This window comes from Xanthomonas sp. NCPPB 1325 (genome assembly GCF_041477645.2).
GTDB classification, from domain to species: Bacteria; Pseudomonadota; Gammaproteobacteria; order Xanthomonadales; family Xanthomonadaceae; genus Xanthomonas; species Xanthomonas cannabis.
Genome location: NZ_CM192985.1, coordinates 3,034,504 through 3,049,878 on the forward strand (window position 1 = coordinate 3,034,504; position 15,375 = coordinate 3,049,878).

The 15,375-nt window shown below is 54.6% G+C and carries 12 protein-coding genes; 3 read left to right on the top strand and 9 right to left on the bottom strand.

Going from position 1 to position 15,375, the window contains the following annotated elements:
* The first annotated feature begins 157 nt into the window (after nucleotides 1-157).
* From ACCQ10_RS12915 to ACCQ10_RS12925, 3 genes are all read left to right on the top strand, one after another.
* Complete coding sequence (locus ACCQ10_RS12915; RefSeq protein WP_372360887.1) at nucleotides 158-2,932, top strand: TonB-dependent receptor; 2,775 nt, start codon at nucleotides 158-160, stop codon at nucleotides 2,930-2,932.
* A 621-nt stretch (nucleotides 2,933-3,553) separates the two neighbouring features.
* Entirely contained in the window at nucleotides 3,554-3,868 is a 315-nt protein-coding gene (locus ACCQ10_RS12920) for a DUF1153 domain-containing protein (RefSeq protein WP_017163777.1), read from the top strand.
* On the top strand, nucleotides 3,868-4,692 hold the full coding sequence (locus tag ACCQ10_RS12925) for an IS3 family transposase (protein ID WP_372360889.1): 825 nt from the start codon (nucleotides 3,868-3,870) through the stop codon (nucleotides 4,690-4,692). Before ACCQ10_RS12920 ends, ACCQ10_RS12925 begins: the two co-directional genes overlap by 1 nt.
* Before the next feature lie 297 nt (nucleotides 4,693-4,989).
* Here ACCQ10_RS12925 and ACCQ10_RS12930 read toward each other — a convergent pair whose 3' ends face one another.
* The 9 genes from ACCQ10_RS12930 to virB11 all read right to left on the bottom strand — a co-directional run bounded on the left by ACCQ10_RS12930 (nucleotide 4,990) and on the right by virB11 (nucleotide 15,371).
* On the bottom strand, nucleotides 4,990-6,606 hold the full coding sequence (locus ACCQ10_RS12930; RefSeq protein ID WP_372360890.1) for an alpha-glucosidase: 1,617 nt from the start codon (nucleotides 6,604-6,606) through the stop codon (nucleotides 4,990-4,992).
* A gap of 748 nt (nucleotides 6,607-7,354) precedes the next feature.
* Nucleotides 7,355-7,894, bottom strand: coding sequence for a DUF4189 domain-containing protein (locus tag ACCQ10_RS12935; RefSeq protein ID WP_166745138.1), 540 nt, complete (start codon nucleotides 7,892-7,894; stop codon nucleotides 7,355-7,357).
* Between the two features lie 43 nt (nucleotides 7,895-7,937).
* A complete protein-coding gene (locus ACCQ10_RS12940; protein WP_372360891.1) occupies nucleotides 7,938-9,104 on the bottom strand; it encodes a TrbL/VirB6 family protein in 1,167 nt (388 codons plus the stop codon).
* 53 nt (nucleotides 9,105-9,157) lie between these two features.
* A complete protein-coding gene (locus ACCQ10_RS12945) occupies nucleotides 9,158-9,931 on the bottom strand; it encodes a TrbJ/VirB5 family protein (RefSeq protein ID WP_166745139.1) in 774 nt (257 codons plus the stop codon).
* 67 nt (nucleotides 9,932-9,998) lie between these two features.
* Entirely contained in the window at nucleotides 9,999-12,431 is a 2,433-nt protein-coding gene (locus ACCQ10_RS12950; RefSeq protein ID WP_372360892.1) for a VirB4 family type IV secretion/conjugal transfer ATPase, read from the bottom strand.
* A gap of 93 nt (nucleotides 12,432-12,524) precedes the next feature.
* The gene (locus tag ACCQ10_RS12955) at nucleotides 12,525-12,827 is read right to left on the bottom strand and encodes a VirB3 family type IV secretion system protein (protein ID WP_166745141.1); all 303 of its coding nucleotides are present in this window, start codon (nucleotides 12,825-12,827) and stop codon (nucleotides 12,525-12,527) included.
* Between the two features lies 1 nt (nucleotide 12,828).
* Nucleotides 12,829-13,221 (bottom strand): TrbC/VirB2 family protein, encoded by a 393-nt coding sequence (locus ACCQ10_RS12960; protein ID WP_104542500.1) that lies wholly within the window; start codon nucleotides 13,219-13,221, stop codon nucleotides 12,829-12,831.
* A gap of 62 nt (nucleotides 13,222-13,283) precedes the next feature.
* On the bottom strand, nucleotides 13,284-14,225 hold the full coding sequence (locus tag ACCQ10_RS12965) for a lytic transglycosylase domain-containing protein (RefSeq protein WP_372360894.1): 942 nt from the start codon (nucleotides 14,223-14,225) through the stop codon (nucleotides 13,284-13,286).
* A gap of 108 nt (nucleotides 14,226-14,333) precedes the next feature.
* Nucleotides 14,334-15,371 carry a P-type DNA transfer ATPase VirB11 gene (gene virB11, locus ACCQ10_RS12970; RefSeq protein WP_372360895.1) on the bottom strand — a complete coding sequence of 346 codons (1,038 nt, stop codon included), beginning with the start codon at nucleotides 15,369-15,371 and terminating at the stop codon, nucleotides 14,334-14,336.
* Nucleotides 15,372-15,375: the final 4 nt, after the last annotated feature.

Genomic DNA, 15,375 nt, shown 5'->3' on the forward strand with positions numbered 1-15,375 from the left:
ATCAGCGCGGTTGAATACGTATGCAGCCCGCGTTTGCACACGGGCGCGGTGTCTACCATACGTTGCCGTCGTGACGTCCGTCCGGGCGTGCGACGCATGACATCCAGGCGTCTGCCGGATCAAAAATCAAAGAACAACATGTACCTGGGAGGGGAAAATGTTGAAGCACAAGCGCTCTGCGCTGAGTATCGCCCTGGCCGTTGCCATGGCGCCGACGTTGGCTGCCGCGCAATCGGCAACGCCAGCACAGACCGGCAGCACCGAACAATCCGCTACCGAACAGCCCGCCGGCGCCGTCACCGAATTGGACAAGGTCCAGGTCACCGGCCTGCGCCGCGCCATCGAGGGTGCCATTTCGGTCAAGCGCGACTCCACCTCGATTGTGGAAGCCATCTCGGCCGAAGACATCGGCCGCCTGCCGGACGTGAGCATCGCCGAATCGCTGGCACGCCTGCCCGGCCTGGCTGCGCAACGCGTTGCCGGCCGTGCGCAGGTCATCAGCGTGCGCGGCCTGTCACCGGACTTTTCCACCACGCTGCTCAACGGACGCGAAGTGGTCAGCACCGGCGACAACCGCAGCGTGGAATTCGACCAATACCCGTCCGAGCTGGTCAGCGGCGTCACCGTCTACAAGACACCCGACGCCGGCCTGGTCGGCCAGGGCCTCTCCGGCACCGTCGACATGCAGACTGCACGCCCGCTCAGTTACAACGAGCGCGTGATCGCCATCGGTGGCCGCTACCAGCGCAATTCGCTGGGCAAGGCCGCCAACGTCGACCCGTACGGCAACCGCTTCAACGTCAGCTATATCGACCAGTTCGCCGACCGCACCATCGGCCTGACCATCGGCTACGCGCACACCGACATGCCGATCCAGGAAAACCAGGTGGGTCTGTACGAACCCTGGCAGCAGGTCAACGCGCAACGTCAACGCCCCGGCGTGGCCGATGGCGTGTATTTCTCCGATGGCATCAAGGCGTTGCGGCGTACCGGCAACCAGAAGCGCGACGGCGTAATGGCCACCCTGCAGTACCGCCCTTCCAACGCCTGGACCAGCACGTTCGACGCGTTTCATACCGAAGCCGAGCAAATCGACACCGCCAACCAGTTCGAGCTCAACCTGAGCAACTACAACGGCGGCTATACGCCGGGCTTGAACATCACCGACGTGCGCATCAATGATAACGGCAGCTTCGTCGGCGGCACCGCCAGCGGCGTCTATCCGCTGGTCCGCGGCATGTACAACAAGCGCGAAGACAAGATCGAGGCCTTCGGCTGGAATAACGAAATCACCGCCGGCGCGGTCAAGATCGTCGCCGACCTGAACTACTCCAAGGCCACCCGCGACGAATTGAATCTGGAGAACAATCTCCAGCGTGCCCCGATGCCGCAGTTGGACACCGTGGGCGTGTCGGTCGTCGGCAACGGCTTCTCGCAGCTGTCGCCGGGCATGAATTATTCCAATCCCGATGAGCTGTTCCTCACCAACACCATCTACGGCTCCGGCTACGGCAAGGTGCCGCGCGTGGAAGACGTGCTTAAGGGCGCGCGCCTGCAGGCCAGCTTCCCGATGCCCGAGGCGCTGAGCTGGTTCTCGGACCTGGATGTCGGCGTCAATTACGCCAACCGCGAAAAGCAGAAGACACAGCCGGAAGGCAACATCACCCTTGGCGCACAGGGCGAAGCCACCGTCGGTGCGGACCTGCAATATGCTCCGGTCAATCTCGGCTTTGCCGGTCTCGGCTCGCTGCCTGCATGGAATGTACCGGCGGCCGTGTCGCGCTACATGCTGTTCAATCCCAGTGACGATGCCTCGTTCCTGGTGTCCAAGGCATGGACGGTCGAGGAAAAGATCACCACCGCCTGGCTGCGCGCCAACATCGATACCGAATGGGGCCAGGTGGGCGTGCGCGGCAATATCGGCGTGCAGCTGCAAAGCGCCGACCAATCGTCACAGGCCAACTATTGGGATGCCTCGCAGCCGGCTGGCAGCGAAGTGCGGCCCATCGACGATGGCAAGACCTACCGCGACTGGCTGCCCAGCCTGAACCTAGCCTTCCAGTTCCCGTATGAGCAGACCCTGCGTTTTGCGATGGCCAAGCAGGTCGCACGCCCGCGCGTGGATCAACTGCGTGCCTCGCTGGAATTCGGTGTCGACACCTCCACCGGTCGCCCCGGCGCCAGCGGCGGCAACCCGATGCTCGACCCGTGGCGTGCCAACGCCCTGGATATTTCCTACGAGAAGTATTTTGCCGATCGCGCGTATGTAGCTGCGGCGTTCTTCTACAAGGACCTGAAGAGCTACATCTACACCCAGAGCCGCGACAACTACGACTTCTCCGCACTGGTCGCCGGCTACGTGCCGCCACCGGGCTCTGCGCCGGTGCTGACCACCGGCACCTTCAGCGCCCCGTTCAACGGCAAGGGCGGCACCCTGCGCGGCGCCGAACTCACCGCCTCATTGCCGCTGGACCTGATCTTCGCCCCGCTGGAAGGCTTCGGCATCCAGGCCAGCGCCACCTTCAACGACAGCGACGTCAAGATCCGCGACCCGGAAAGCGCCTCCAGCGTGGGCGACGGTGAAATCAGCCTGCCCGGCCTGTCCAAGCGCGTCTACAACCTGACCGCCTACTACGAGCACAAGGGCTTCGAAGCGCGTGTCAGCCAGCGCCGGCGCTCGGACTTCATCGGCGAGATCGGCAACTTCAACGGCAATCGCACGTTGCGCTACGTGGTCGGCGAAAACATCACCGACGCGCAAATCAGCTACAACTTCAGCGAAGCCAGCAGCCTGTCCGGCCTGACCCTGCTGCTGCAGGCCAGCAACCTCAGCAACTCGCCGTATCGCACCTACGCAGAAACCAAGGACCGCCCGCTGGAATACATCGAATGGGGCCGCACGTTTGTGCTGGGTGTGAACTACAAGTTCTGACGTGAACTGAACTAGAAGTTCTGATGTGAAGTGAACTAGAAGTTCTGATGTGGCATGAACTGGAATTTTTGACGTGACGTGAACTGGCAGTTCTGATGTAACGTGGACTGAAAGTTCTGATGTGAGCCGAACTGGACGTTCCGCGCCAATTGACCAGTCAACCACTGACCAGCGATGCACTACTTCCCTGACGTCCCCCCTCGCCACTCGAGGCGCCAAAGCCCCTCTCCCACCGGGAGAGGGGTTGGGGTGAGGGTACAGCGTCCAAGGAAACAGAATCATCGCCCGAGATGCACCGGGTCACCCGCCTGCATATTCATCGGCAGAAGCATTGAACTACTATCGCAATGCAATCACGGGCACATCGGTCTAGACGTCGAAATATCGTTTTGAGAAAAGCCGCCGTTTACACAACGGCGACCTTCTCTTTACAAGAGCAACATCGCAATTCGGACAAACGGGATCGCCACAAGCCAGATGGACTCAGCGCCAAGCAGACATGTGTATGTCCCACTACCTGTCACCTAAACGCAAAACAGGCTGCAAGACAGGAGTCACTGCGCTGATGTAATGACCCACTGATTTCCTGCTCAGGTGTTACTTTCCCCGAAGGAGACACCGATGAGCGAAGTGATGGAAGAGGAGATCAAGCGCTGGACCGCCCGGCGCAAGTCAGCGCTGGTGCTTGAGATCATCCAGGGCAAGACGACGGTAGCAGCGGCCAGCCGGCAGTTCGACCTGACCCCGGCCGAGATCGAGAACTGGGTTGAGGAGGGCAAGCGAGGCATGGAGAACGCCCTGCGGGCGAAGCCCGAGGACGTGCGCGAGCAGTACGAGCGGCAGCTGAAGGACTTGCAGGAGGCCTACGGCGAGGCGATGTTGGAGATACGCGCCCGAAAAAAGCTGGCCTCCCTGCTGGGAAAGGACGAGAGCTGATGCTCTCGGTCCAGCAGGGCTTGAAGGACGAAGGTGTTTCGGTTCCGATGACCAAGTTGTGCCAATGGTTCGGTGTGGCACGTCGCACGACGTACTACAAGCCGACCAGATCGCCCGCCAAAGTGAAGCCGGAGCTGGCCGAACCGATCAAGAAGATGATCGAGACGGAGCCGAGTTTTGGCTATCGCACGGTCGCTGCGCTGCTTGGCATGAACAAGAACACGGTGCAGCGGATCTTCCAGCTGAAGGGCTGGCAGGTGCGCAAGCGTGCCCTTGGCCAGCGCCCGCGCATTGAAGCTAAGGTCTCCCGCGCCGAGAAGCCGGATCAACGCTGGGCCACTGATCTGTGTCGCGTTTGGGGCGGCAAGGACGGCTGGCTGAGTCTGGCGCTGGTGATCGACTGCAGCACGCGGCAACTGCTCGGCTGGCACCTGTCACGGACCGGTAAAGCCAGCACGGCATCTGCCGCACTGGAGCAGGCGCTCATCACGCGCTACGGCACGCTGGGCCGGGTGCAAGAGCCATTTCTGCTCCGCTCGGACAATGGTCTGGTGTTCACCAGCCGCGACTACACCCGACTAGTTCGCAGCTATGGGCTGACGCAGGAGTTCATCACCCCGCATTGCCCACAGCAGAACGGGATGGTGGAGCGTGTGATCCGGACCCTGAAGGAACAGTGCGTGCACCGACATCGCTTTGAGAGCCACACCCACGCGCTGCGAGTGATTGCTGACTGGATCGCCTTCTACAACCAACAGCGCCCTCACCAGGCGCTGAAGATGATGACCCCGGACGCGGCCTATGCCGCTACATTAACCCCATGACCTGAGCAGAAACCGGTGGGTCATTACACTGACTGGCAGGGCCGCCAGTTGCAGTCAGCTTGATCGGGCAACCATTTGAAGCACTTTGATCAGGCCAAAATTAGACCGGTTCAACAGAGATGCATCACCGTCGCCTGCAACAGCAGCGGCATGTGACGCGTCTTGAACCGCTTGCCCGGCACGCTGCCCTGCGTGCGCGCCGTTTCGCAACCTGACGACCTATAAAAGAAGCGAGGCATCCCGATGGAATGCCTCGCTGGTATCACTCAATCTCGCCCACACCTGCACGCGATGGCGTCACTCCCCGCCCGTCGCGCAAACCATCGCGTGCCCAGGCAAGCCCATGCGGCCATGCTCGATCACGCCGCGCTCCACCCCCGGCACATCGATCTGGCTCCACGCACCTGCAGGCAGCGCGAGCTCGGCAACGTTGGAGGACAAGTTGAAAGCCAACAGCATGACCTGTCCTGCATGCTCGCGCCGGAACATCAGCACCGGCTCTGCCGTGTCGTAAAACGTGATCGCGCCTTCGCGCAGTGCTGGCAATCCCTTACGCCAGGCAAGGAACGCCTGCACGGCGCTCAGCACGGAGTGTGCATCGTCCTGCTGCACGCTCACCGCCGCGAGCCGATGCGGCTCGGACAACGGCAGCCACGGCTTGCCGCTGGTGAAGCCCGCAGACGGCGCGTCGGTCCACGGCATCGGCGTACGGCAGCCATCGCGCCCCTTGAAGGTCGGCCAGAACGTGATGCCATAAGGATCCTGCAGATCCTCGAACGCCACGTCCGCCTCGCCCAACCCCAGCTCCTCGCCTTGATAAAGACAGATTGAACCACGCAGCGAACACAGCAACGCCAGCACCATCCGCGCAAAGACCGGCGACGCATCGGCGCCGCCCCACCGCGTCACAGCACGCACCACATCGTGGTTGGAAATCGCCCAGCACGGCCACCCTTCCAGCATGGTCGCCTCGAGCCGGCTCACCGTCTCGCGGATGTAGGCCGCACTGTAATCCTGCACCAACAATTCGAAGCTGTAGCCCATGTGCAAGCGGCCGTGGGCGGTGTACTCCGCGGTGGTCGCGAGTGAATCTTCGGAAGAGATCTCGCCCAGGCTCACCGCGTTCGGGTAGCGATCGAGCAACGCGCGAAGACGCTCCAGGAACACCAGGTTCTCCTGCTGCGTGTTGTTGAAGTAGTGATACTGGTACGCGTACGGATTGTCCGCACTGAAGCCGCGCCCCACCCGCTTGTCCGCCGGCTTGGCCGGGTTGTCGCGCAGCTGCGCATCATGGAAGCAGAAGTTGATCGCATCTAGCCGGAAGCCATCCACCCCACGATCCAGCCAGAACCGCACATTGTCCAGGCTCGCCTGCTGCACCTCGGCATTGTGGAAATTGAGATCGGGCTGATCCACCAGGAAATTGTGCAGATAGTACTGCTCGCGCCGCGGCTCCCACTGCCACGCCACACCGCCGAACAGCGACAGCCAGTTATTAGGCGGCGTACCGTCCTCACGCGGATCAGCCCACACGTACCAATCCGCCTTCGCGTTGGTTTTATCCTGACGGCTTTCCTGGAACCACGCGTGTTCGATCGAGGTGTGGCTCAGCACCTGGTCGATCATCACTTTCAGCCCGAGCGTATGCGCCTTGTTGAGCAATCGATCAAAATCGTTCAATGTCCCGAACAACGGATCCACCGCCCGATAGTCGGCAATGTCATACCCGAAATCGGCCATCGGCGACTTGAAGAACGGCGAGATCCAGATCGCATCCACACCCAACCCAGCGATGTAGTCGAGCTTGGCGATGATGCCCGGCAGATCGCCCACCCCATCGCCGTTGGAATCCAGAAAACTACGCGGATAGATCTGATAAATGACAGCCCCACGCCACCATGGTGTCTGCAACATGCACGCCCCTCCAGGGCCACTTGCTAGCGGCCAACACGGCCGCCAGCCAAGGGCGTTAGCCTAGCGGCGCAGTGCGCATAGGGCGTGCGGGTGCATACGTATTCATCGCTATTGCTGAGAGATCGCCAGACGTTGATCAGCCACCGCACACCTCTAATTTTAGTTGGAGCTGAATTAAGGGGAGCCGACACAACGAGGCGCCGTAACCGCAGCAATGTTAGCGGATGGGGAATTGCCTTAGGCCAATCCCTAAGGCTCAATAGAAGGCTGTGAGGACGCTGACAAGCAACCTTCGCTCCGAATTGAGTAATTGGCCACCGGTCCTGATCGACAGGTTGACAAGATTTGGCGGCATATGCCGCCAAAATGAGCATCAATCATCAACAGATACTTTAAAAACCCAAACGCATGGTTCCAAATTTATCATTGATGCGTTTACCCTCGCCCGTCCTTTCCGAGCTGCAGGAGTCCAGGTATGCTTGCCGAGCATTTCTTGTCTTACTTTCACTGTAACCGTGACGATCAAATCTGACGATCTTGAAGTAATCCACCATGGGGCCGGCGCAACTTTCACCGGTATTTGCACCAGCCAATTTTCCAGACATACACATCAATGTAGTACAGGAATCACTTGCCCAAACAGGTGTAGACAGAAGCGAAAATAGCAGAAAAAAAAACTTCCTAATTTTCATGTACAAGCCTCGCCGAAATAATCGAAAAAAGGATTAAAGCCACCAATGCGGAAAAATCAATATTTTTCAAAGAAGGGTTCAGAGCAAGCCGAGTAAATTATCTGACAATCCCCTCCTCCTCCCTTCCATTTCTCACACTTTTCCTTGGCATCCCGGGACGCAATTTCAACTGTTTTTCCCGTGTTTATAGAATTATTACCTTTACCCGCAATTGGAAATGCAAAAGCAACACATTGGTTCCTGTATGAAAGTGCCACCTTACAGTCAGTTACCCCTTGCTCTGAGCAGCGATCCAGCGCCTCTCTTTCGGCGTCAGCCTTAGAAAACTTCCCTACAGAGGAGCCCCCCCCGCTAGATGGCGAACTCGCAATTGCCCCCCAGGTCTTTATCCAACGCCCATTAGGAACAGCACGTGGCGGCGATATCTCTTGAGAAGCTCCGTAACCACCAGAAGAATCTTGCGAAGGACCACAGACAGCACTGCCCGCATTAGTACCTATTGGACATGCCGTCTGAGCTTCAGCAAAAGAAATAATTACTGGGCTAAACAAAAATAGCTGGAGAAGCATAAGTTTTCTAGTTTCAAAAATCTTCATATCATCCACCTCATCTCATAAGTCTTAGCCAATTTTCTAAGAATCATGCTTTATCAGAGGGTGCCTGCCCGCGAGCTCCAGCTAAAACCTGAGAGGTAGTTTGGTTGCCACCTGTTCTTATGGTCGGCATAACCTGCGCGGGCGCCGTACTCCGACTTTCGCTGTCCTGTTCAATCCGGGCGGGGGTATACCCGTAGGAACCCGGCGGCTGCCCCTGAGGTCCCGGTCGACTTGCAGCACCAGAAGCTGCTCCCATCGCTGCATACGGCGTAAACGCTCCAAGTGTTCCTTGGAAGAACATCGCAGCCATGGGAGGTGCGGTCAAGATCAATGTGGTCAGGATCAGGCCCATACCCCCTTGCTGCAGGGCTTGGCTGCTGATACCCGAGTTGAAATCCTGGCCTAAGACGCTACCTATCAGTGAAGAGCCCCAGAAGGCCAAAGACACTTTGGTGACCATGTCCAACGCGATGGACGTCATGACCGCAAGGACTGACATTGAGAAAAATGTGCCGATCCCATAGAACAACCACCGTTGAAACAGGGATTTTGTTTGCTCGAATAACAGACACAAAATGAACAACGGCCCAAAGCCGACAAACAATGCCATCGCAATGCGATACAGCAACATCATGGAACCGGCAACGACCGCCGGCCCCCCCGTTCCAACGCCGACCATCCACATTGCGCGGGACTTCTGCGAATCCAACGTCGGATCCTGTACAACGTCAAGCACGTCAATACTAGACAGAGCTACCTGCATCCACCCCAGGCTTTCGTCGACCTGATCTTCCGGAGTCTTGTTTTCACCCGTGATCGCATACGCGATCTCTTTCTTGACATCGTCGTTGACGAACTTCTGGATAAAGGGACTCGACATGCCGATCGAAGCGGCTATCGTGACGATCAGTGCGCTTTTGCACATCGTTACAATGAAGGCAGCCATCGATTCCCGGCTACGACCCGTGATCATATTGAAGCCTTGGATCATTACCCAAATCGTCAACACGATCATCGCGATGCCTGAGACCCAGAGGGTAAACCGTCCCAGCAGATCTGCCTCAAACTCCGAAATTCTATTCGTCAGATAACTCATGATCTGACGATAGAACACGAAGTCTCCGACCGATGAAACCGCCGGATATGGACTAAATGCCTGAACACTCAGATGATTCATCCAATGCCCAAAATTTGAAATTCCATTTGCCATTACAACACCTCAATCAACGATTCGGGCAAGGACGAACATCTAACCAACGCGATCTAATCTTCCAGCGCTTTAGCGAGCGCGGCGGTTTTCACCACGGTCCCTAAAATACTCTGTTTTCCGCGCAACATATCTTGCGTAAGCGCACGCTGATTGTCTTCTAATGCAGCAATGTACGTGTCATAACCCTTCACTTGGTTATTTACCTGCTCAAAGGTCTTGGTCATACGGGTGTTTGTATCGTTCAACGAATACATGGACGCACCCAAATCACCAGGATTTGCGCTGAAATTTCGCAACGACATCAACTTATTCAAGCTTTGATCCATCGTCGGCATGGTTTCAGCTAGAAATCCAACAACATAGTTGTAACGCTGATTCTTCATATATTGAATTGCCACGCAAAGCTGCTTTTGCTGCTCACGTGGATTACTATTCGCAAACCCGGCAGAGCTACTTAGCATGCTTGTAATTGACGACATACTGAAGCTGATGCCGCCACCGCAACGCTCGAACCCAAAGTTAGGCGCTACAGGCTCAAGCTTGACCCCAGTCGGCAGACCAAATGTGTTGATCATAGACTGCAACTGCACCAAGTTTTTCTGAAGAAGCTCGAACTGCGCAGTGTATTGGGTATATTCAACCCCCCACTGTTGTACAGTGGCAAGCATATTCCTGACAGATTCTCCAATTGCAGCCACGTCAATAACCGGAACGCCAGCAGCTCCAGCATTAAGCGGCACCAATGTCAAGCCAAGACCGGCATATAGAGACATTGCCAAGATCCGGGCTTTTAGTTTTGGAAATCCAACCTTCAACTGAGGACTCATGGAATTTCTCCTATCATTTATGGTTGCAACAGCAGTGACGACAGCAAAGTTCGAAATCAGTTACTAACTAGGCAATAACCTTTCCTTTACCAGAACCCTTTCTATTCCGGTAAAACGCTGGGAGCCATTCTTCCGGAGGCACATCATGCGCGGAAACATGCAAACGCGCAGCTGCATCGTTGACTATCGAGTGCATGATTTCGATGTTATCGGTTGAGGCTGAAATTACCGCCAAAGCGTCATCCATCCCACGTAAATTGAGCTGACAGACGCTGGACGCATGTCCTTGTTTGACTAAGAAACAACGCGAACGCTCGTCCAGCCCAATCACGACCTGATACTCCGCCTCGCTTAACTTAAGACCGTTAATGTAATCCTCGCGATCCGCATTTGGATTAGGCAGGAGGATCAAAGTCGCTGTTTGCTCGATCAACGCAGCCGAAATATCACTTTTTAACGCATCTTCCGGACTCTGCGTGGCGAAGATGCCCAAACCGTTTTGCTTTCGAATGGTCTTCTGTTTATTTTTTGCAAATTCTTTCAATCCGCCGCCACCATCAAGGATCTTCCAGAACTCGTCCATCACATAGATCAATGGCCGACCATCGATCAACGTCTCCAGCTTATGGAGCAGATAATTGATAACCGGAACACGGACCTCAGGATTATCGATAACGTCGGTATAATCGAAACCAATAATATTGGCACGCGACAAATCGATCGTATCGACCGGATTGTCAAACACCCATCCCAGAGAATTACCGGAGGTCCAGCGACGCATGCGCGCAAACAAACCGTCATCGCCCATGTTAGGCAAACTTTTCTGGAAGTTTGTCATGCTGCGTAAATGCATAGGCGTATCGAGCATGTTTTCAACCGCCCGGAAGATATCCTCTTCTTCACGAGAGCTGTACTCTCGCTTGCCAGCCAGCACCTTGATCAGGTCAGCGAGAAACTGCACATTGCTTTCGTTTCTTTCACACTGAAACGGGTTAAAACCTGTTGGCATGCCGTTATCGAGCGCAAGATAATTTCCACCACACGCGCGCACAAAGATTTCAGCACCACGGTCTTTGTCAAAGAAAAAAATGGTTGGCGATGGCTCATACTTTTGGACCTGACTTAGCAAAAAGTTGATAAGTGCAGTCTTGCCAGTACCAGACTTACCAATCACCATCGTGTTCGCAATTGCTTTCTCGCCCAGCGAATTCTCGCTCGGGTGAGTTGCGTGAAAATTGAAGAAGTAGGGTTGACCGTTTGTGGTCTGGAGCGTCGTAACGCAGTCACCCCAAGGATTATTATTTCGTTTGCCAGTCGCAAAATTATGGAGGGGCGATAGCCCAAGAAAGTTTAATGAGCTGACATTGGCAATACGCGTGCGATATCGCCAGTTACCTGGAAGCTGTGAATAAAACGACGACGCGACAGCAAGATCTTCTTTGGCGGAAACAAACCCCCCATTCGAAAGCTCTGCGCGCGTAGCAGCGATGTTTTGCGTCAAAGCCTCTTGACTATCAGCATAAACCGCCATTGTGAAATGATATTCTCCAAGTACAAAATTGCCGGATGCGATTTGGTCCATCGCCATATCCAGCTCAATGATCTGACTGACTGCCTTGTCCCCGGATGAAATCATCATTCCTTTTGTGCGATCTAATACACGCAAAGCGTCCTGACGCCCGATAGGGCTAAAAGAGTGCGTAATCACGTACTCAAAGTCCAGATACTTCAGCCCATTCAAAATTCCTGGGTAAGTACCTTCAGCATATTCCTTGACATTCAGCAGCGCCCCGAAATGATTCGCTCCATTGGGAGTATTAATTACGTAGTCGCCGCTTTTGGCCGAAAACATGTGCCGACTGACCGGCAAATATTCGTTCACTGGGGCAGTAAGAACCGGGACCGGCTCATCAATCCTATTGATGAGATAAGCAAAAAATTCGAGAGTTTCGGAAAAAACGACGCCGTTTTTTGCTTCATAGATACCAAGTCGATAAGGTGCATAGTCACGAATGACAGCTTCGACGTTGCCTGCTAGCTCCATCAACTTTGCAATTGCCTGCTCTTGGGCAGCCTGCAATCGCTTGATGTCGGTCGTTTTCTCTGCAAACCTTTTTCCGCCGACCATCGGGCGATACAACATTGTCAAATACAGCTCATTTTGCATAAGCCGCTGTGAAGACAACATTTCGAAATATTTTTCGGATAGTTGCTGATTGAACAGATTGCTGTAGCTGCCTTTTTGAGTCAGCTTTCGTCTACGGCGGACGTCATGCACCCAAAAGGCCACATTAACAAAGTCGGGAGCACGAAGAGTCTGTAACAATCTGTTAAATGTATTATGCCGATGTTCCAGTTCCCATTCGTCACGACCAACGAATGGCAGACCTTCCAAGTGCCAGGTAAGCAGATAGTCGCCACCAGTTGTCTTTACCACATTGGTCGAGACATGGGACGAAAAAGGAATGAATTCGCTTATGGAAGTATCCGGGTTAAACATCAGCTTGCTCTAGCCCCTGTAGCTAATACTGTGAACGCAGGGAAGTCGGCGTCTGACGACGCCGACTTCCACTCCATCAGAAACCCAACAATTTCACGGTGGCGGGTTCTTCCGATAACTATTGGGTGTAAAGACCCACTTCCCTGAATTTGAACGAATGTTCCTGACCTTGAACTTGAACTGCCAGCGCAATCCTAATAACCGGAAAATCATTTCATCGCGACGCGCCATCTGGCGCATTATGAAAATAATGACTGGAATAAGGAAGAGATATAGCAAATTCGTATACATAGAAAATACCAGCGTTCCGCCTGCACCAATGAAGAACGGAACATATGGCACGCCCAAGAACATGGCAGGCCTGGTGCAACCGCGGAAGACGACATTCTTCTTCATATTAAACGGTCAGGAACGGCACGCTGTGAGTAATAAACGCGTTTACAGCTCCGCAGGAGCCGCCTGCGCCGGTACCCAGTAGCATGCGGGCAATCTGGCCTGCGGCTCCGATCAGAACGCCGCCAATCAAAATTGGTGCCACGTCGCCAATTCGCTTGTGCGCAAACGCGATTTGGTAGCCTGCAAAAATGACCGCGATCGTTACTACCGCGATGGAAGCGATATTGAGCAATCCAGTGATACTCGTGAAAAACTCACATGTCTTAGTGTCAGTACCACCGAAATTTTGTGCGAAAGCTGAAGAAGCAGAGAGGGCTGCAACAAATATTGCAGACTTCACAACAGTCTTCGCAGTACGCTCGGTTTCCAGTGACATAAATTTACCGTGCTTCATTGTGACTCTCCTTGTTAAGGCCCAACATGATGATGCACCTACCGGATTGGCCAAACCGGAGGCTAAAAAACAAATGCAGCGTCTCCTGCCTTTACAAGTGGCTGCTGCCGAGGGGGACTTGCCGCAACGTGTGAGGTGGCAGCTTGCGTTGGAGGGGCACCTAGTATCACCGGTGTCCGTGAACTCATCAACACAGCGACCTCCCCATCGCTCGAAAGGCCCGGAGATGCTTGGGATTCAGCTGATGATCTTGAAGAGGGGGCAGCTCTGCCACCAGACAATTGCGCGGAAACTTCCAATCTGCGTATCCCAGGAGTGGCTGAATCAGTTAGGTTCTCTTTGTTTGATCGAGAAGTTCCGACATTTGAGGCAGCACTGTTCCGGGCGAATACCTGCGCGGGATCATGCTGCGCCGCTGGGTTAACACTCTGCGTTCGTTCATCCAACACACGCGACAACACTCGATCAGGCAAGGACTGTGTCAATTCCTTCGTCGACCTGGCCGTCTGCCTGATATGCATCGGAGCCTGGCCCACCAACGGAATAGCTGCAGCTCCCGCCTGTGCCGTGGTCCGTGCCATGGAATCAAACACCTTTTGAACATAACCGTGCCGAAAGCCAGTCACGAAGTTCCCTGAATAGTAGCAACTCAGTGCTTTCCCCCAATCCCTCCCAGAGCGCTGATAGCATTCTGAGAGAATGGCTGATCCAGCTTTCAGGTTCGGACACTGCTGGAAAGCCTGCTCATAAGATAGCAAGCCATATTTTGAAAGATTGTAACGATTCACTTGTGCCAGCCCAAGAGAAAAGTTGTAGCCTTTTTCCTGAAGCATTTGAACCGTGGAGAGAGCTTCGCCCAAGTTTTTTGGTTGTCGCACGAGTCGCCCGCCCACAACGCCGATGGCGTAAGGATTATGAGAGGACTCTACTTGAACAACATGCTGCATCACAGAAAGTGGTGCTGACATTTCTCCGCAAGCCATCATTTCAATTCCGGGCAGCATGAGACATCCCCCTTGATGCTTCATTTTGGAAGCCAGCTACTGACGCACGCGTGGTGAGACTTGGAGAAAACCAACCCAAAGATAAAAAAATCGCTGCGCTTTTTTTTATCACGATTGAAATTTCCTCTCAGGATTAAAGTCAATACCGGTGATGTATCGACGACCTTCGTGAGCCTTGATGTGCACGACCACATCGATTGTCATCATCAACAATCGTTTGATCACGTTAAATTCCAGCCCAGAACCCTCCACGGAAGCCTTTACCATCAGAGCTAATTGGTCCCACGTCTGCTCCGGGCTACCGGCATGGCAGCTGGTAATCGACCCGGGATGACCGGACGCACAGTTTCTTATGAAATAAAAGGCTTCATCGCCGCGCAATTCTGCCAAAATGATTCTATCCGGCTTCATACGCAAGCAAGCTTCCATACAGCTTTTGGCCGTCACGTTACTGGCGCTTTGACCACCCTTGGAATACAAGAGATGCACCACATTGGGCTGCGAAATGAAGAGCTCACGTGCATCCTCAATCGTGACCAAACGCTCGCTTCCGGGAATGTGGTTGACCAGCGATTTCATGAAAGTCGTCTTGCCGCTACCGGTCGCGCCAGAGACGACAATATTCTTCTTATAAAGCACTGCCTGCTTGAAGAATTCCGCATATTGTCGGCACTGACGGAGCATTAAGAGCTCTTTATCGTGCTCACTTACTTCCCCGCTATGCTCCAAGATTTGATCGAAGAACCCATCCTCCTGGTATTGGGAAAGAGTCTTTGTGTGCTTGGAAGGCAGACGAATAGTGATGGATACCTTCCCGGCATCACAGGCAGGAGGGATCACAAACTGAGCACGCTGACCGGTTGGGAAGGTTAATGAAACAACTGGATCAGCGTCAGTAATCCGCTGACCAGTATTACTTTCATTTACCACTGCTGTACAAAATTGACGGGCGCGCTCAAATGTCAGACCGGGCACTTTTACGCGCTCCCAACCCCCGCGCGTCTCCAGATAAACCTCTCCAGGACGATTTATGCAAATTTCTGTCACTTCGGACGACAGCATGTATTCCTGAATACCAAGCACGCTGTACTGGTATTCAAGAAACTCGCTAGATGCCTTTGAGACGGGCGAAACTTCTACGTCCACGTGC